This is a genomic window from Paenisporosarcina indica (genome assembly GCF_001939075.1).
Taxonomy (GTDB): Bacteria; Bacillota; Bacilli; order Bacillales_A; family Planococcaceae; genus Paenisporosarcina; species Paenisporosarcina indica.
This window is the reverse complement of record NZ_MPTA01000006.1, coordinates 88,700-104,384: the sequence shown is the minus strand read 5'-3', so window position 1 is coordinate 104,384 and position 15,685 is coordinate 88,700. Positions and strand designations below refer to the sequence as shown.

The window sequence follows — 15,685 nt, the reverse complement described above, 5'->3', positions numbered from 1 at the left end:
GTCTTTTATATTGTCTGTAACAAATAGATACATAACGTTCCTAGCGCTTTGAATTCGGAGAGTTAACTTTAGAGTTATCAGCTTTACAACGATAATATAGTTGGGCAATTTTGTTAATTAAAGGGTTTTTCATTTTTATGTCGAATATTATATTGTTCTGCATAAATAGGAGGAATAGATGAAAGAAATAACCATGTTACAAAAGCAGACGTATACTTACATAGTTAAGCTTTAAGACCGTATGATTAATTTGTTGAAATTAGCTTTTTGAGAGGATATTGATAAATATGAGAGTTTTTCTGAGTTGGTCAGGTAATCTTAGTCACGAAGTAGCAGTAGCATTCCGTGATTGGTTACCAATTGTAATCCAGTCCGTAACAACATATGTTTCATCAGAAGACATAGATAAGGGGGCAAGATGGAGTAACGATATTGCAAAAGAATTAGAGACATGTTCTTATGGGATTATCTGTGTAACAAAAGAAAACATAGCAGCACCATGGGTGAATTTTGAAGCAGGTGCATTATCTAAGTTTGTAGATGAAGGTTATGTTTCTCCATTCTTACTTAATCTAAAAAAATCTGAAGTAAAGGGTCCTTTACTTCAATTTCAAGCTACAGCATATGACAAAGAGGATGTAAGAAAATTATTATATAGCATTAATAAAGCTTGTGGAGAAGAGGGCTTAGAGGTATCTCGACTAGACACTACTTTTGATTTAATATGGGATAATCTCAAAGGTAAATTAGATGAAATAAATAAAAAGTATCCAAATATTGAAATTAAAGAAGAGGTTCTAGTGAAAGAAAGCCCAAATGAAGATATTATGGAACAAGTTCTTGATTTGACTAGGTCACAACAAAAACTATTAAATTCGCCAAGAGAATTAATTCCTGCAGATTATTTAAAGGAGCAAATCACTGATGTATTAATATCCTTGTCTCCTTTATTAACTTCAAATAATGAAATTGAAGAGGTGAAAAGAAGGTTATCAAGAATAAATCAAAATTTACGAGGTTATCAAGAAGAATATAAACTTTTATCTGGAAAAATAGAAAGAATAGAAGAACCAGAAATAATGAGTGAGCTTGTTAATTTAACAGCTAAGCATGAAGGTTTTTTTTATGAGACAATGACTCGTCTAGAAGAAATACAATTCTTTACTTCACGAATACTAGACAATTTATTATCAAATAATAGTGAAATAGTATTATCCGAGATTCGTACTAATAAGAAAGGAATACCTCGCCAAAATAGTAGGAGTAGGCTACTCGAAGAGCAACTACATTCACGAAATAGTATAGATAACTTTTAGGTTTGTTATAAATTTAAACGAAGGGAACGAAATCTCTCTGTTTTGTCTTCTTTCTCCTGTACTTACTAAAGTGATCTAGAAAAATGAAGATTACAATTAACGACGTGTCTAAAATAGTCTGATATAAAAAATCAGTGAACAAACTCACTGGTTTTTTTCATTGAAAAACAGTTTAAATCTCTAGTAGTATAGTGTCTATTGTTAATCCTACCGTTTATGTAAACGAAAAATTGGTTTAGTAATGGAGCTTCTATTCATACACCAACTCTAAAGTGTATGATGAGTGGTGAAAATGAAGGGTATATTTTTACCAAGTAAAATGATGGTAATGTGAATTTTGTATTTCAAGGTCTTGGTTGCGTAAGAGATTGATACTAAACCAGCACATGTGGTATGGAGATTTATTGATTTATATAGAAGACCATCTAGCGAAAAGACTGTATTGAATTTAAAGATTTAGTGCTGCAAGGTTAAGGATCCATGTGTATTGCTTTTGTTTAAGATTAAAATGTTGAAATCTAACTTAGAAAGAGCTTAGTAAACTTTTTTCATGATCTAATTTTAAAAATAGAGTTAAGAGTATATAGTTTTCTAAAATTAGTGTACAGATGGATATAGATATACTAAATAATGGAGGTGCAATCTTGTTTAAAGGGTATAATTTAGATTTATCTATGTCAGAAAAACAGTCTTTTTTTGGCATAAGTGATGAAGAAATTGAAGATTATGAGAATGAGCTAAAGAATCTAAAAAGTATATTAAAAAACAAAGTGAACGATAAAATCTTATTACCAAGAGGGGAGGACGGTAAAATAGATGGTTCAAAACTTATTAATGATTGGTTCCCTGGTTATAAATCGGATGTATTTATTTCTCACTCTCATAATGATGCTAGAACAGCGAAGAGACTTGCTGTTTGGCTGAATAAAAACTTCGGACTAACAGTGTTTATTGATTCAATAGTATGGGGAAGTGCCAATGCATTATTAAAAGAGATTGATAATGAATATAGTGTTTTAAGTAGAAAAGCTGGGAATACTACTTATAATTATCAAATAAGAAACTATACTACTAGCCATGTTCATATGATGTTGTCAACGGCTTTGAATGATATTATCGATCAAACGGAATGTTTAATATTTCTAAATACACCTGAGTCATTAAGTGTTAATGAAGCAAAAGATAAAAAAACTAATTCCCCATGGATTTACAATGAATTAAAAACGGCTTCTATCGTTAGAAAAATCCACCCAAGAAGATTGGCGATTGAGGAGATTATTGAAAAACGATTTAGTGTATTGAATGAGCAGAAGCAAAATAGTTTAGACATATTGTATCCTGTTGATGGTCAGCTATCTGAGCTTGAGAGCTTAGACGCAGAGAAACTACAGGAGTGGTTAAATAGCTATAATACAAGCTCGAATAAAGAAATTCATGGGCTAGATGTTTTATATTTTGGTAAGGAATTATTTAATATGAGGAGATATTTGGCGAAATGACAATTAAGATTAAATTTTTTGACAAAAGAATTATAGAACAATTTCTAAAAATTGTTGGTGGAGTTAGTGCTGCTCTGTCTTTGATATTAATTTTTTGTGAGTTACCTGATGATTGGAAAATAAAAAGTGGAGTTATTTTTATTATCATTCTGTGTTTAATATACTTTGGAATTTGGATTTATGCTAATAAGTTAGCTGAAACTAATATAAGTATTGGTGGAACTACTGTCCATATAAAAAAAGGAGATATTTTTAGCCAAGAGGGGCTAAAAGTCATACCTTTTAACGAATATTTCGACACTATTGTTGATGATAAGATTATTGCAGAAACCTCTCTTAATGGAAAGTACATTATGAATATTTTTACAGATGTCAATGAGTTATCTAAAAGAATAAAAGAAGATGAAGTATTAAACATGTCTGAAAATATACTTTGCGAAAATGTTCCTAGAAAAGGTGGAGCAACAAAGTATAAATTAGGAAGCTCGATTGTAATAGATGACTATGTATTGACTGCATTTTCTAAATTTAATGACAAAAATGAAGCTGAGTTAACGATGACGGAGTATATAAATTTTCTTCTACAATTTTGGAATGAGATTAATAGAGTTTATGCACAAAAAAGCGTAACCGTACCAGTCTTTGGGTCTGGAATAACAAGGTTTAAAGGTGGATTTAATAACATTGAAATTGGTGAATTACTGAATATAATGCTTTGGACATTTAGGATTAGTGAGACTAGGTTTAAATATCCAGCAAAATTAACTATAGTTATTTATGAAGATTTATTTGATCAAATTAATTTATTTAGCTTACAGGGAGATATAGACTAATGGCGTATAGAAATGGAACATATGTAGCGTTTGATGGACAAGGTACAACAGACCCAACAAAAAGTGATATCAAATATTATGGACTGCTTCAAAAATGGAATCAAAGTAGAAGCAATACTTTGACCTTTAGTGACAGTCACAAGAAAACATATCAAGTGCAAGATACAAGTACCAAGGTAACTTTGCAAAATAGGTTACTTGAACGAATGAAAAGTTCGAAAAATATGCTTCTGATAATCTCAAAAGATACAGCTTGGGATAGGGGGTTACTTAATTTTGAAATTGAGAAAGCTGTCGATGTATACGACTTACCAATAATTATTGCTTATACTGGATATGATAGTATAACTGCGCCAACGCAGTTAAGCAATTTGTGGCCTAAAGCTTTAGCCTCTAGGGTAAGCCATGGATCGGCTAAATGTATACACATTCCTTTTAGAGAAAAAGCTATAATGGCAGCTATATCACAATTTAGTATCCATAGTACAGGGGATAATATTCTAGCTAGCTCATATACTACATATACATCCGACACATACAGAAACTGGGGTTATATGTAATATATTTTTTATACACGCGTAGAAGCTTAAGTGTTAGAGTTTCTGGACGCGGGTTCGATTTCCGCCGTCTCCATACTTAGAAATCACAGGATTTCAAATAGTACCCAAATCCTTTCATATCAAGGATTTGGGTGTTTTTTTATTTCATTGAGTTTCAACTGGTCGTAGTCAGCCAGAGTCAGAACCGTAGTCGAACTCGAAATCAGATATTTAGGTACTTTTCGAACTTCTGTATACCCTTAGCCTTCTGAGTAACGTGCGTGTAAATATCCATCGTTCGAAAGAGGTGTTCTTCATAACGGACATATCAACTAATGAGAACGGATTTGTTTCAAAGTAACCACGTTTGATTGCAAAATTCATCACTTCATTTAGCTGCATAGGCTTTTACAATCCGATATTTTTTCAATTTTTTAGACCAAGTATCAACTTGTCCTTGGCATACATCGATAATCATTTACTCAATCTTGTTCTGACCGATTTCAGGAAGAAAATGATTACGGAAGAGACCTGCTGTTTTAGTAAACGTACTTTCTTCAACTTTTCTTGGTACGTTTCAGCTTGTGATCTGCCAAAAGTGCCTTTTGATATTTCAAATTTCATACGTGCTAAAGCTAGTTCGGCTCCCTTTAGAGTTTTAAAGCCACGTCTTGTAGTACCGTTGTTCTTTACCAGTTAAAGGATCAACCCGGTACCAAGGTTTATTATTCGTTATTTAGCAAACGGGTGCTTTACTTCAAGAAGAGGTAAAGTCTTTTTTCTTATTGAACTAAGATGCATGTTAGCTGTACAAGTAATAAATTTAATGGTTTAAAGTTATAGGGCATTTCTTTGAATGAGGAATACTTTTTATTTTTGCTTAAAACAAATACCTACAATAAAAATGTTATCCAAAATAATAAAAATTTATTGTAAAACAATAAAATTTTTAAAAAGTCATTCACACACGCATGGGAAGAAAATCCTGATTCTCAGGTTCTTGGTGTTTGGTACGAAAGATTGCATTTCAAGGAGGCGGCAAATACAGTAAGATTTTCCTTGCTTCAAAAGGGTTTCATATTCATGGGCATTTTAGCCATACTGGTCGGGATATGCACCAGGATCATTTACCATTTTGTCAAACAGGAAGCAATTGCTCCAATTAACCTGGCTTTTGGTATAATTCCCTTTATTGCTGCCTATTTTGTTTACAATAATACTCCGAAAAAAAGTGTTATTTATTCCCTTGCAGTGTTGTTCCTAATTTCCGGCTTTTATCTTAATATGCTGCCATTAAATTATAAAGACAGTATTATCCTTGCTTATTTACACCTTCCCATATTCTTATGGGTATTGGTAGGGCTTGCATTTACAGGAAATGAATATTCAAAAGGCAGCACAAGATTAGCCTATATTAAATTTAATCTGGAATATTGTATTCTTTACGCCAGCATGGCAGTTAGCGGAATGGTACTAGCAGCATTGACCATGCAGTTATTTAGCTTTGTTGGCTTGGATATAGAAGACTTCTATTTTAGTAATGTCGTTTTATTTGGTGCTGCCGCTCTCGCTATTGTGGCTGCATACCTGGTATCAATGAATCTTAAACATGCTAAGAATATTACACCATATATAGCTAAAATTTTTAGTCCTCTTGTCCTGGTCACATTGTTGGTCTATCTTATAACGGTTATATGGGTCGGGAAAAATCCATTCTTGGACCGTAATTTCCTAATAGCCTTCAACGGAATACTCCTTGGTGTATTGGCCGTTACCATATTTTCCATTATCGAGAGCGACTCAGACGAGAAAAAGAACATTTCAGATTATATGAATTTTGCCTTAATTGTTCTTGCCCTTATCATTGACAGTGTTGCTTTGTCAGCTATCGTGTTCAGACTTTCATCTTATGGGATTACGCCTAATAGACTTGCTGTTTTAGGAGTAAACATTCTTATCTGGGCAAATCTTATTTGGATTATGCTCTCCTACATTCGTTTTCTACAAAACAAATCCGGACCTTCAACTATTCAAGATGCCGTTACTAAGTATTTGCCGGTCTACGGACTTTGGGCAGCTTTCGTTATATTTACATTTCCTATAATTTTTAATTAGAGATTTCTATGTATAAGACAAATCAAAAAAGTAGGGTGGAACGTGACTAGCTTCCAACCTACTTTCTTTCATTAGTACACGACAATTCCTGTAAGACAATGTTCACATTTCTTGTAGGTGCCACATGCGCTTCACTACCTTTCAGTTTTTTTATCGTCAGTACCGTCCTTGTCGACACTGTAGATACTGACAGGCTTTACGAGGCAACATTACCACTCACGCCAGTTATATAATAATGGCGTCAGTTTTTTGACATGCAAGATTAGCACATGCTATGTGTCGCATGCACTTTCTGTTTTCTAGAAGCTTGGTGTTTTACTTTTGTCGAGAGATTTCCGTAAGAACTGTCCTGAGTGGTCGTGCTTCGTTTGGATCTTGTGTTGGAATTCTTACCCCACTTGTCGTTACGGTTTTCTGTTACACAAAATGATTTTATATTCGCTGTCCGTCTCTTCACGAAAGAGTAACCCAGAATAGATAGGAAAATACCAATCATCAAGAGGATTCCAATGTATACAGACATCATCGTTGGAATTAAGAATGCGCCTAAAATGATTGTGGATCTCGCAATAAAGTCGGCTCCAGAGAATGACAGATTAAAAAATGCCGAGTAGGATCCTCTTTTATCAGCTGGCATCATATTCGCTTTTTCACCATACCGAATAGGTGAATAAATAAGTTCACCGATCGTCGCGATGAAACCAAAGATAACAAGCGTATACCATGAATTTGCTGAAGTAATAGTTACTTAACCGATGCCAGAAATAATGAGTCCAATTAGTGAAGGTTACCAGGTTCTCATTGAATTTTGAATTAGTTTAGAACCTGGTACTCGCGTCGGTAGAGGTGGTCTCTTGGTTTGAGTGATTATAACAGTAAAAGAACGAATTCCAAATGAAGGAATTGCGTTCTTTTTTTGAAGGTAAATTAGGTCATAATGTTGAATTAGATTAATTATGTTCAAATTCTAAAGGAGGTATAGTATTGAATGCAGCAGACATATGGGAAAGTTTATTTGCAGAAAGTTTGGAAAAACCAATAGAACTAAAAACAAAAACAGGTCTTAATTTTAAACTGGTAACCAATGGCAAGATTTTGACTGTATATGAATCAGAAATAGTGCCATCTAGTAAATTAAAAAGCCCTCGTCCTATATACAAAGATAATTTTATAAAAGTTTACGCTTACTACGAAAGATGGCTGGCTGGTGAAAAGGGGATAAGCAAAGAAATTACTGCAATTACAGGTAACTCTGTTTATATAATGGCAGCAATTAGCTATCAAACAAATCAACGATAAATATTAAATGAAATAGAAGTTATCTAACAAGCTGTTACATTAATTATTCAAATAAGAAAAGGCTACAGGAGGTAGAGGTACGTAATGAATCAAGAACTTTTAGAAAAGAAATTAAGATCAATAGGAAAAGAAATTTTTGTTGAGTATTTTGAAGAATTTAGGGATTTAAATGTTGATAGGGAAGAATTAGCAAAAAAGCTCCTAAAAGATAATCCAAAGGCCATATCCTTAGACGCTCAAAAAACAAGAATTTCTAATGCCAGGAAAATATTTGAGTTAAAGATGGAAATAGAGGCTCTAGATAATATTGTGAAATCTGATAGATTAAAAGATATAATTCGAGGGAAGGCAAAGAGAACTGCAAACACTTTTATAGATGGATAGCTGAATTTGTGGGGCTAATCATCAATTACGTAGTAAAAAATGTTTTACAGCAAGAGAGATCATTAGTTGTAGTGTTGTAGTGAAGGTACCATGTACTCATTGAATTCTGAATTGTTTTAGAACCTGGCACTCAACACTAAGGAAATCTATATTAAAATCCGAATTCCTTCAGGATTGTTTGTTTTCATATAGCAATTAAATTAAAATATATGGAGGATGCTATGAAAAAAATTGTTTATTTTGATGAAGGCTCTGTTACAGATATTTTATTAGTAGAACATGGTGGAGAAATTCAGTCCATTGATGAAGATAAGGGGACAGTTACATTAAAAGGAAATGCTGGGGTTACAGCGGAAGCAGGTGCTGGTACGGGTTTTTTAAACGTTATTAAAGCTGCATTTAATGTGAATGTGGGTGCTAGTATCGAAGCCAATAAGGATTCATTAGTTACTAAAACTTTAACTAACACAATTCTATCAGACTTTCTAGACATAAAACAAAGGCTTATTAGTGAAGTAAAAATTACAGTTTTGAAAAACTATAAAGTATACGCTCTTAAGAATTCTTTTGCTTTTATGAAAATGTATGCTCCATATTTAAAAATATTTAGGGAAGATACGGCAGTAGTGGAGGGGCTACAAGATTTTAATTTTAGAGAAGTTGATGAGATTTTAACTGCTGCTAAGGGATACTATGAATTAATAGGTATCTTAGATAATAAAAAAATTGTACTAAGATTTAATATTCAACAATTTAAAAATGCTTATATGCTAACGGATATACCTAAAATGGATTTGACTTATTATGTAATTGAAGTAGGCACATGTAAAGAAAATGATTTGCTGATGGAGCATGAACTTGCTGGAAATGATGATGTTCCTTCCCAAGAAATCAATATTGATGAACTAATGGGTATTGAAGACGAAGAAGATATATCAAACTTAAAATTAAAAGTATATGATGTTATTTTAGCTGGAATAGGTGAATGATATGAAGGTGAAAGTGTATTATGGACCACATTCATATTTTGATTCATACCTGCCTAAAAATGAATTGAAATTAACATTATTGGAGTTTATAAAGCAATATGATGGTTTGACAAAAGGAATAATAAAGCAAGAAGATATTAATTCCTATGATTTTTTTGCTGTCACTTCGGATGAATATGGTGGTACAACTGATGCGTTCATTGAGATGATGCTCCTAGTAATATTAAATTATCAAGAGATATTCGAGTACGATGAGATATATTTACATAACCCTCCGTCAAAGGTATATTCACAACTAAGCAAGTATGAAGATTTCGAAATAGAAGAGTTTAATTATATATATCCTAAAGTATCAAGAGAAGTACTACGGGTAATAAAAGTTAATTATGATGAGAAAATTTTGGGACAGAAGAATGCAAAAAAAGAAATTTTACAAGCATTATATAGTTTAGTAAATAACAATAAAGGTAAACCAAAGGTAATAATGTTATATGGACCACCAGGTATAGGAAAAACCGAAACAGCACAATTCATCAATGAAATTTTAACTAAACAAGGGGCTTTGTTTAGAAAGCAATTTTCTATGTTTCACAACCATAGCTTCTTCGAATATATTTTTGGGGACCGGAGCAACTCATTCGCTAAAGATTTAATGGACAGAGAATCAAATGTTGTATTATTAGATGAATTCGATAAATGCAATAGCTTGTTTTTTAGTGCATTTTATCAACTATTCGATGAGGGGTTTTATGAAGATAAATATTATAAAGTCAATATGAAAGATTCTATTATTATTTGCACATCTAATTATGCTTCTGAAGATGAAATAAAAAACAATTTAGGAGAAGCAATATTTTCTCGTTTCGACGCTTTTGTAGAATTTCATTTGTTGAGTGAAGAAGTAAAGCGTATTATTATCGATAGAATCTATGAGGAAGAATTGAAATTTTATGTTGAAGAAGATAAACAACTTGTCCTAAACTTTATTTTCAATGGGAAAAATATCCCTGAGTTATTAAAAACACGTTCAAAAAATCTGAGTAATGTCCGTGAAATTAGAAGATATGTAAAGAAAATGATAGCTAATCCGATAATCGAAAATTTATAATTCCTGTATTTTTCCGCAAGCGTTTTAGGAACATCTAGATTTTGAAGGTGCAGTGTCACGACTACCTTCCTTCCCAGTGCAGAGTATCAGGTTCCAATATTAAAACTTGCCCGCCCCCCGCAACGTTTTTTTATTTAACGTAGTCAAAAGCGTTGTCATTCGACTCCCGCAGTCTCCATATTTATATGACTGGTTAATGCAGTCTTATCATGTGAAATAAAGCATAAAATTTCCGTTTGAAAACTTTATGCTTTATTTTTTTTTTTAGGGAATTTTGCTTTAATAAAGGATTTCTACACAAATAACAATAGAGTAACATCATCAAACCTTGCAAACCCTACTTGGTAACATTTGCAGTTGGAATTTTCAATACTTCGCAACTATTCATTGTGTTGTCACTCCCCGGCAGTTTATTTTGACTCAATAGAATGGAGTTTGATTACTTAATAAACATCTTCATTAGTGTTATGCCCCTGTGTTAAAAACAATCATGTTAATTTGAACTAACGTGAATGTTTATATTTTCATGATTGTTTCGGACACAGGGGCATGTCACTAACGAAACGTTGCTCATAAAGTACGGATAACCGACCGTGCAGAAATCTGTGAAGATTTTAAATCTGTGTATCGGGCAGATGATCACGAATTGGGTAAAAAGCACTTGGAGATTTTGTGAAGTAGTGGAAAACAGCTTATCCCAAAGTGACAAAGTCATTGATGGATAACCCTTATATATTAACGTTCTACAGCTCTCCATTATCAATTTGGCGCAGTATTTATTCAACCAATTTAATCGAATCCTTTAACAAACAAATTAAGAAATACAGTAAACGAAAAGAGCAATTTCCAAACGAAGAATCCCTTGAAAGAATTCTTGTTTCTCAGTTTGAAATATACAATCAAAAATTCTCTACTCGATGTCATTTAGGTTGTGATCAAGCTTGAGCAGAACTGGCAGCCATGTTCAAAGAAAAGTAAGAGATAGGTGCACCTACAAGAAAAGTTTTTCTTTATTTACACAAACTTCTTGACGCTCCCTATGCAAGGTTAGCAAGACACTAATAAGGTTTACTTCAGTAAAATAAGGTATATTATATTTGTTGAATAGATTCTCTTTAAAGACAAGAAAAGTAGGTGGACAAAGTGGGGAAATTTGAATTGGATACCAAAGGTCAGGTAGCTGTGGCAAAGTATCATGAAAAACACAAGCCTGCCAAATTTGATAAAAAGAAGCAACTTGAAAAAATACGTGCGGAGTATTTGAAAAAGAAGCAAAAACAAACAGATAAATAATATGAATGAAAACATAGGAAGACTAAAATCTCCCTGTGTTTTTCTTATTCAAAGTTCTTTTTTCAATTGAGGACAAGAATTACATGAATTGAATGGTATATCCTGTTTTGAGAAACAACTAGAAACTCAATTGTATCAAGGTTGAAATTGGTGGTGTCTTATGTATGAAAACTCTAACAATGGAATAGTCATAATTGAGACGTTCCCGGGGACGTAAAATCTTAACAATGGACGGTGAAAAAGATGAATGTGGAAGCACTGAAAAGTGAAAGGGTAGCGGATTTTATCTCATACTGCAAAAAACATAAACAAGAGGTCGATGATTCCTTTCTATACGATGAAGACTTGAAAGACTTCGTGCCCAATGTTGATAATCCGACGTACATAATAAGCAACCAACATGGGGAGATCATTGCGGCGGCATCTCTTATTATCGAAGATTACTTCCGACGAGGAAGTAAGGCGCGTTTCAGAATTTTCCATTCTGAACTCGAGGAGATTGCTTGTTACGACATGCTGATGAAGCAAATTCTGAAGCATACTGGTGGACTTGATAAGGTTTTTCTCTTTGTCCAATTGACTAATGGAGCATTGAAAAAATTCATGGAAGAGTTGAATTTCACAGTGGAGCGGTATACATTCGTGGTAGTAAGGGAGGAAATGGATGTGCCTCCTTACACTTTGCCAGAGGGCTATGAAATAATGACGTTCAGGCAGGGAATGGATGAGAGAACTTGGTGTGAAGTCAGAAATGCCGGGTTTGCGAAATTGCTGGGAAGTGAAACGCCTCTTATACAGGCAGACGTGGAGAGGATGCTTTCGAGTGAAGAGCACATAGAAGAAGGCATGCTGATTCTGTACGAGAAGGAACGACCAGTTGGGGTCGTAAGAGGTTCACAAGAAGACGATTTTGAAAGTACCCCAATCATGAATTTCGGCCCTCTTGCCATCATTCCCGAATACGAGGGAAAAGGCTTGGGCCGTATTCTCTTGAGAGCATCTCTTCATTTTGCCAAGAAAAAAAACTATGCCAAGACGATACTTTCGGTAAATGGCGAAAATGAACGTGCGAAAGCACTTTATCTCCAGGAAGGCTTCAAGCAAGTCGAAGGGGTCATATGCTATGAATACCATTTGTAGTCTTGATTGAAAAGCCGTTCCCGCAACCAAACGTTGCCGGGACGGCTTTTTTAGTGTTCGGTCCCTGTGTAAAAAACAATCATGTTTATTTGAACAAACGTGATTGTTTGGATTTTGATAATTGTATCTCCACAGGGGAATGTCACTAAAATGATTTAATTTTAATGAGGAAAGTAGCTTTACATTTAATTATTAGAATGGAAAGCTTTCATAACTAGTTCGCGCTTTTTATCTTTATCAGATTTTGCATATTTACTTTGACTATAACTTTTTAGATACACTTGCTGGTTTTCGACAACTTGGTTTCTTTTTTCTTCCGTTGCTAAGTTAGTTAAATGCGTCTCTTCTTCAAGTTGTCTTTCTAAAGCTATTTTTGCTTGTGAAAAATATTCAAGGTACTTTGATTGATTATTATTTTCAATGTCTAGGTCCGCTAGGCTAAGATTTTCATCGTTTATTTTAAATGCTTGAGAGAACGATAATTTATAAGGTGTCGCGAAGAAGTGTGCTTTTGGTGGAAATGTGTTCGGATGCTCTAAAATGTGAAAAGCTTCAATGGAAATAGCTTCATTAGCCGGCGTAATATACATTAGGCTTTTGACATTTAAGTCTGTTTTAGGTAATTTTAGTACCGCCTGTAGGACCTCTAATTCCCCTAGTTGCATTAAAAAATGTTGCCAATGAGTATCCGCTTTTTGGCTTGTTAACGCTTGGAGCTCAGTTTTCCAGAGAACGAGCGATTTGCCGTCAATATCAATGCCTAAATGGTTTCGTTCTATGAAAAATATAGGTTCATAACCTAATGATGCATAATAAGTTTTTTGATTTTGAATGGATTTTGCAAAGGCTTGATCAGTTGATGATGTAATGTTTGTGACAACTGTAATAGCGTACTTATTATCATGAATTTTCAAAGTGATGTCAGGGATATTCTTGGAAAATTCCGGGTTCAAGTATCCAGGAGTGACTTTAACGTGTGAGTATACTTTTACTAATACATTTAATTCATCGTTCATCAAAGCAACTATGTGTGGTTGTCGTTTTGTATCGTTCTTCTTTTGTTTTTCATATTTGCTATAACGTGCTTCACTTTGTTTAGATGCCTCACAACTTTCTCCGTGCAAATGTGAAAAGAAATTCCCTAAAATTTCTCCGCTTTTTACATACAATTGCGCTTTGCAATAAGGGCAGGTAAATGTACCTTTTTTTGCTATTTGTTTATGATTTTCCACTTCAGCTTCAGAAAGGTTCTGCGGTATGACATAGATTTTTTCGTCATTTGTGTGCCATGATTCTCTCAAATTGAAACCTCCTATTGAATGTTATTTAAAGATAATACGAATATAGGATGAATTGGTTTCAAATAAACACAAAAGAGGATTATTTGTTATTTTGTTGAACATTAATGAATAATAACATTCTCAGTTTAAGAGGATTTATATGAGAAAGGAAGGACGATATTTAGAGTATTTGACTCGATCATAATACTTGAATTTGAAGAGCATTCATTTTGAAACAAGAATGTACGATTTATATAGAATGATTTAGTGTTCGGCCACTGTGTCAAAAACAATCATGTTTATTATAACTAACGTAAATGTTTATATATTCATGATTGTTTCGGACACAGGGGTATGTTTCCTAATGCTGCAGATAGTTTGGGGGATGAAATAGTTAGGATTGCTAATAATCCTCTATATAACAATACAGATTTGAGAGGGATTTTGAGGCAACGTAAATAAAATGATTGGGAAATATATAATGGTAAAATGTCATATCAATTGCAGGATATGCTGTTATCAAATGAATGGGGAATTAGCGGGAGTTAATATGACTTTCTTAGCTAATGTTATTGCTGAGGAACTTAATATACCTACTCATAATGCTATAGAGAATATGAATCAGCTAAGTGATGCTAATCTGTCTGAAAATGACATGTTACAAATAAAGAAAAACTTATTTGATGCTAAGCGTGAATATTTAAGTGGCTTAGCTGGCCAATTTTTTGTGGGGAGCGTTTCGGTTTTAGGAATATACCAGTTGATTAGTGGAGATAAGTTATTTATCAGATGTTGAGAACTTATCAAAAAACAGGCAGAGGAACGGGTTATTATCCCATAATAATAGTTGTTATTAAATAAAAAATAGTTTGTATGTGAGTTAAATATACTGCCCCAAATGGGTTCTAGACGCAGCAACTCTACTGTAGCGACAATGTTCTTAACAACAGAAGCAGTAGCAGACCTACCTGAGAAAAACCCAATGGGCGGTATGGCGGCATGATGTAATAAGCCGCTTTAACCCTTGATATGTATGGGTTTGTATGTAAGGTGAAAGTGAAATGCTATCATTTTGCTAACGTAGAGGATTATAATCGAGGCTTCTCATTAGTTGTGGAAACTCTTGGGAAGCTTCTTTTTTCATTTTTTTGTCACGTGGAGATAGACATTCTTGGTGATTTCATCATCTGAATGACCAAGTCTATCCATAGTTTTTTCCAGTGCTACACCGGCCACTGCAAGAAGCGATGTATGTGTATGTCGTAAAGAGTGTTGGGTTAATTAGAGATTTAAGTATGCAAGAGCAAGCAGTCTAGCCATTCTTAGTTGAACCGTTTTGAAGATGATAGGATATCCGTGTTGTCGCATAAATAATAAAATCTTCGTTTTCCTTTAATCCGAGTGATTCAAGATGCCTTTTTGCTGCAGAAATTTGTAGATCCAGATTTTGTGCAGCAGAACCACACGGCAATAAATAATAATTAAATGTTTTAGCTGCATGTGACAGTTCTTTCTCATAAATTATTTTCTACTAATCAGTAAAGCTCGTAGTCTGTAATCAAATCATCTTTTGCTACATGATCCAATAAGATTTTTTCAATAAATCTTTTAAACCATAGTTCAGATTCAGATGATTGAGTAACTGACTATTACTACTCGATATTAGTTCCCTCCAGTATTATTTTTGTATTCATCTTTATCAATCGTTTCAGCTTTCGCTTTTTTGGTGATGTGAGTATATACGTCTAAAGTTGTTTTTACATCTTTATGACCTAAACTGAATTGATCTTCTTTAATAGTTGCTCCAGCATCAAATGAAAGGGAACAATGCGTATACGTTTTATTTGGCTCATGTAAGTCGTTATTTGTATTTGGGAATACAAGCGGATT

13 protein-coding genes and 3 pseudogenes are annotated in these 15,685 nt (G+C 33.6%); 13 read left to right on the top strand and 3 right to left on the bottom strand.

The genetic code is table 11. The features are described 5' to 3' along the window. Nucleotides 1–287 precede the first annotated feature (287 nt). The 4 genes from GY23_RS13910 (at nucleotide 288) to GY23_RS13895 (ending at nucleotide 4,208) form a co-directional block, all read left to right on the top strand. Nucleotides 288–1,316, top strand: a complete 1,029-nt coding sequence (locus GY23_RS13910; RefSeq protein ID WP_075619824.1) for a toll/interleukin-1 receptor domain-containing protein — start codon at nucleotides 288–290, stop codon at nucleotides 1,314–1,316. Between the two features lie 644 nt (nucleotides 1,317–1,960). Next, complete coding sequence (locus GY23_RS13905) at nucleotides 1,961–2,815, top strand: toll/interleukin-1 receptor domain-containing protein (RefSeq protein ID WP_084544148.1); 855 nt, start codon at nucleotides 1,961–1,963, stop codon at nucleotides 2,813–2,815. Further along, nucleotides 2,812–3,648: a macro domain-containing protein gene (locus GY23_RS13900; RefSeq protein ID WP_211270685.1), complete on the top strand. Its 837-nt coding sequence runs from the start codon at nucleotides 2,812–2,814 to the stop codon at nucleotides 3,646–3,648. Before GY23_RS13905 ends, GY23_RS13900 begins: the two co-directional genes overlap by 4 nt. Beyond that, nucleotides 3,648–4,208 carry a TIR domain-containing protein gene (locus GY23_RS13895; RefSeq protein WP_075619823.1) on the top strand — a complete coding sequence of 187 codons (561 nt, stop codon included), beginning with the start codon at nucleotides 3,648–3,650 and terminating at the stop codon, nucleotides 4,206–4,208. The genes GY23_RS13900 and GY23_RS13895 overlap by 1 nt, the downstream gene beginning before the upstream one ends. Before the next feature lie 453 nt (nucleotides 4,209–4,661). On the opposite strand, the gene GY23_RS18800 is transcribed toward GY23_RS13895, so the two are convergent. Next, the gene (locus tag GY23_RS18800; RefSeq protein WP_245827673.1) at nucleotides 4,662–4,883 is read right to left on the bottom strand and encodes an Arm DNA-binding domain-containing protein; all 222 of its coding nucleotides are present in this window, start codon (nucleotides 4,881–4,883) and stop codon (nucleotides 4,662–4,664) included. 246 nt (nucleotides 4,884–5,129) lie between these two features. Between GY23_RS18800 and GY23_RS13885 the strand changes: the two are divergent. The 8 genes and pseudogenes from GY23_RS13885 to GY23_RS13855 all read left to right on the top strand — a co-directional run. Next, nucleotides 5,130–6,302: pseudogene (locus tag GY23_RS13885) on the top strand (DUF4153 domain-containing protein); the annotation flags it as partial. A 984-nt stretch (nucleotides 6,303–7,286) separates the two neighbouring features. Then, complete coding sequence (locus tag GY23_RS13880; protein ID WP_075619822.1) at nucleotides 7,287–7,601, top strand: hypothetical protein; 315 nt, start codon at nucleotides 7,287–7,289, stop codon at nucleotides 7,599–7,601. A gap of 84 nt (nucleotides 7,602–7,685) precedes the next feature. Next, complete coding sequence (locus GY23_RS13875) at nucleotides 7,686–7,985, top strand: hypothetical protein (protein WP_075619821.1); 300 nt, start codon at nucleotides 7,686–7,688, stop codon at nucleotides 7,983–7,985. Between the two features lie 221 nt (nucleotides 7,986–8,206). Continuing rightward, nucleotides 8,207–8,974 carry a DUF6414 family protein gene (locus GY23_RS13870; protein WP_075619820.1) on the top strand — a complete coding sequence of 256 codons (768 nt, stop codon included), beginning with the start codon at nucleotides 8,207–8,209 and terminating at the stop codon, nucleotides 8,972–8,974. Nucleotide 8,975: 1 nt separating this feature from the next. After that, entirely contained in the window at nucleotides 8,976–10,082 is a 1,107-nt protein-coding gene (locus GY23_RS13865) for an AAA family ATPase (protein ID WP_075619819.1), read from the top strand. Nucleotides 10,083–10,641: 559 nt separating this feature from the next. Next, nucleotides 10,642–11,027 (top strand): annotated as a pseudogene (locus tag GY23_RS13860) (transposase); the annotation flags it as partial. A 198-nt stretch (nucleotides 11,028–11,225) separates the two neighbouring features. Further along, the gene (locus GY23_RS18500; RefSeq protein ID WP_169834571.1) at nucleotides 11,226–11,375 is read left to right on the top strand and encodes a hypothetical protein; all 150 of its coding nucleotides are present in this window, start codon (nucleotides 11,226–11,228) and stop codon (nucleotides 11,373–11,375) included. A gap of 243 nt (nucleotides 11,376–11,618) precedes the next feature. Further along, the gene (locus GY23_RS13855; protein ID WP_075619818.1) at nucleotides 11,619–12,515 is read left to right on the top strand and encodes a GNAT family N-acetyltransferase; all 897 of its coding nucleotides are present in this window, start codon (nucleotides 11,619–11,621) and stop codon (nucleotides 12,513–12,515) included. 185 nt (nucleotides 12,516–12,700) lie between these two features. On the opposite strand, the gene GY23_RS13850 is transcribed toward GY23_RS13855, so the two are convergent. After that, on the bottom strand, nucleotides 12,701–13,816 hold the full coding sequence (locus GY23_RS13850) for a competence protein CoiA family protein (protein WP_075619817.1): 1,116 nt from the start codon (nucleotides 13,814–13,816) through the stop codon (nucleotides 12,701–12,703). Nucleotides 13,817–14,318: 502 nt separating this feature from the next. Here GY23_RS13850 and GY23_RS13845 point away from each other — a divergent pair. Further along, nucleotides 14,319–14,591, top strand: coding sequence for a hypothetical protein (locus GY23_RS13845; protein WP_075619816.1), 273 nt, complete (start codon nucleotides 14,319–14,321; stop codon nucleotides 14,589–14,591). Between the two features lie 279 nt (nucleotides 14,592–14,870). Here GY23_RS13845 and GY23_RS19080 read toward each other — a convergent pair. Then, nucleotides 14,871–15,151 (bottom strand): annotated as a pseudogene (locus GY23_RS19080) (tyrosine-type recombinase/integrase); the annotation flags it as partial. Between the last annotated feature and the right edge of the window lie 534 nt (nucleotides 15,152–15,685).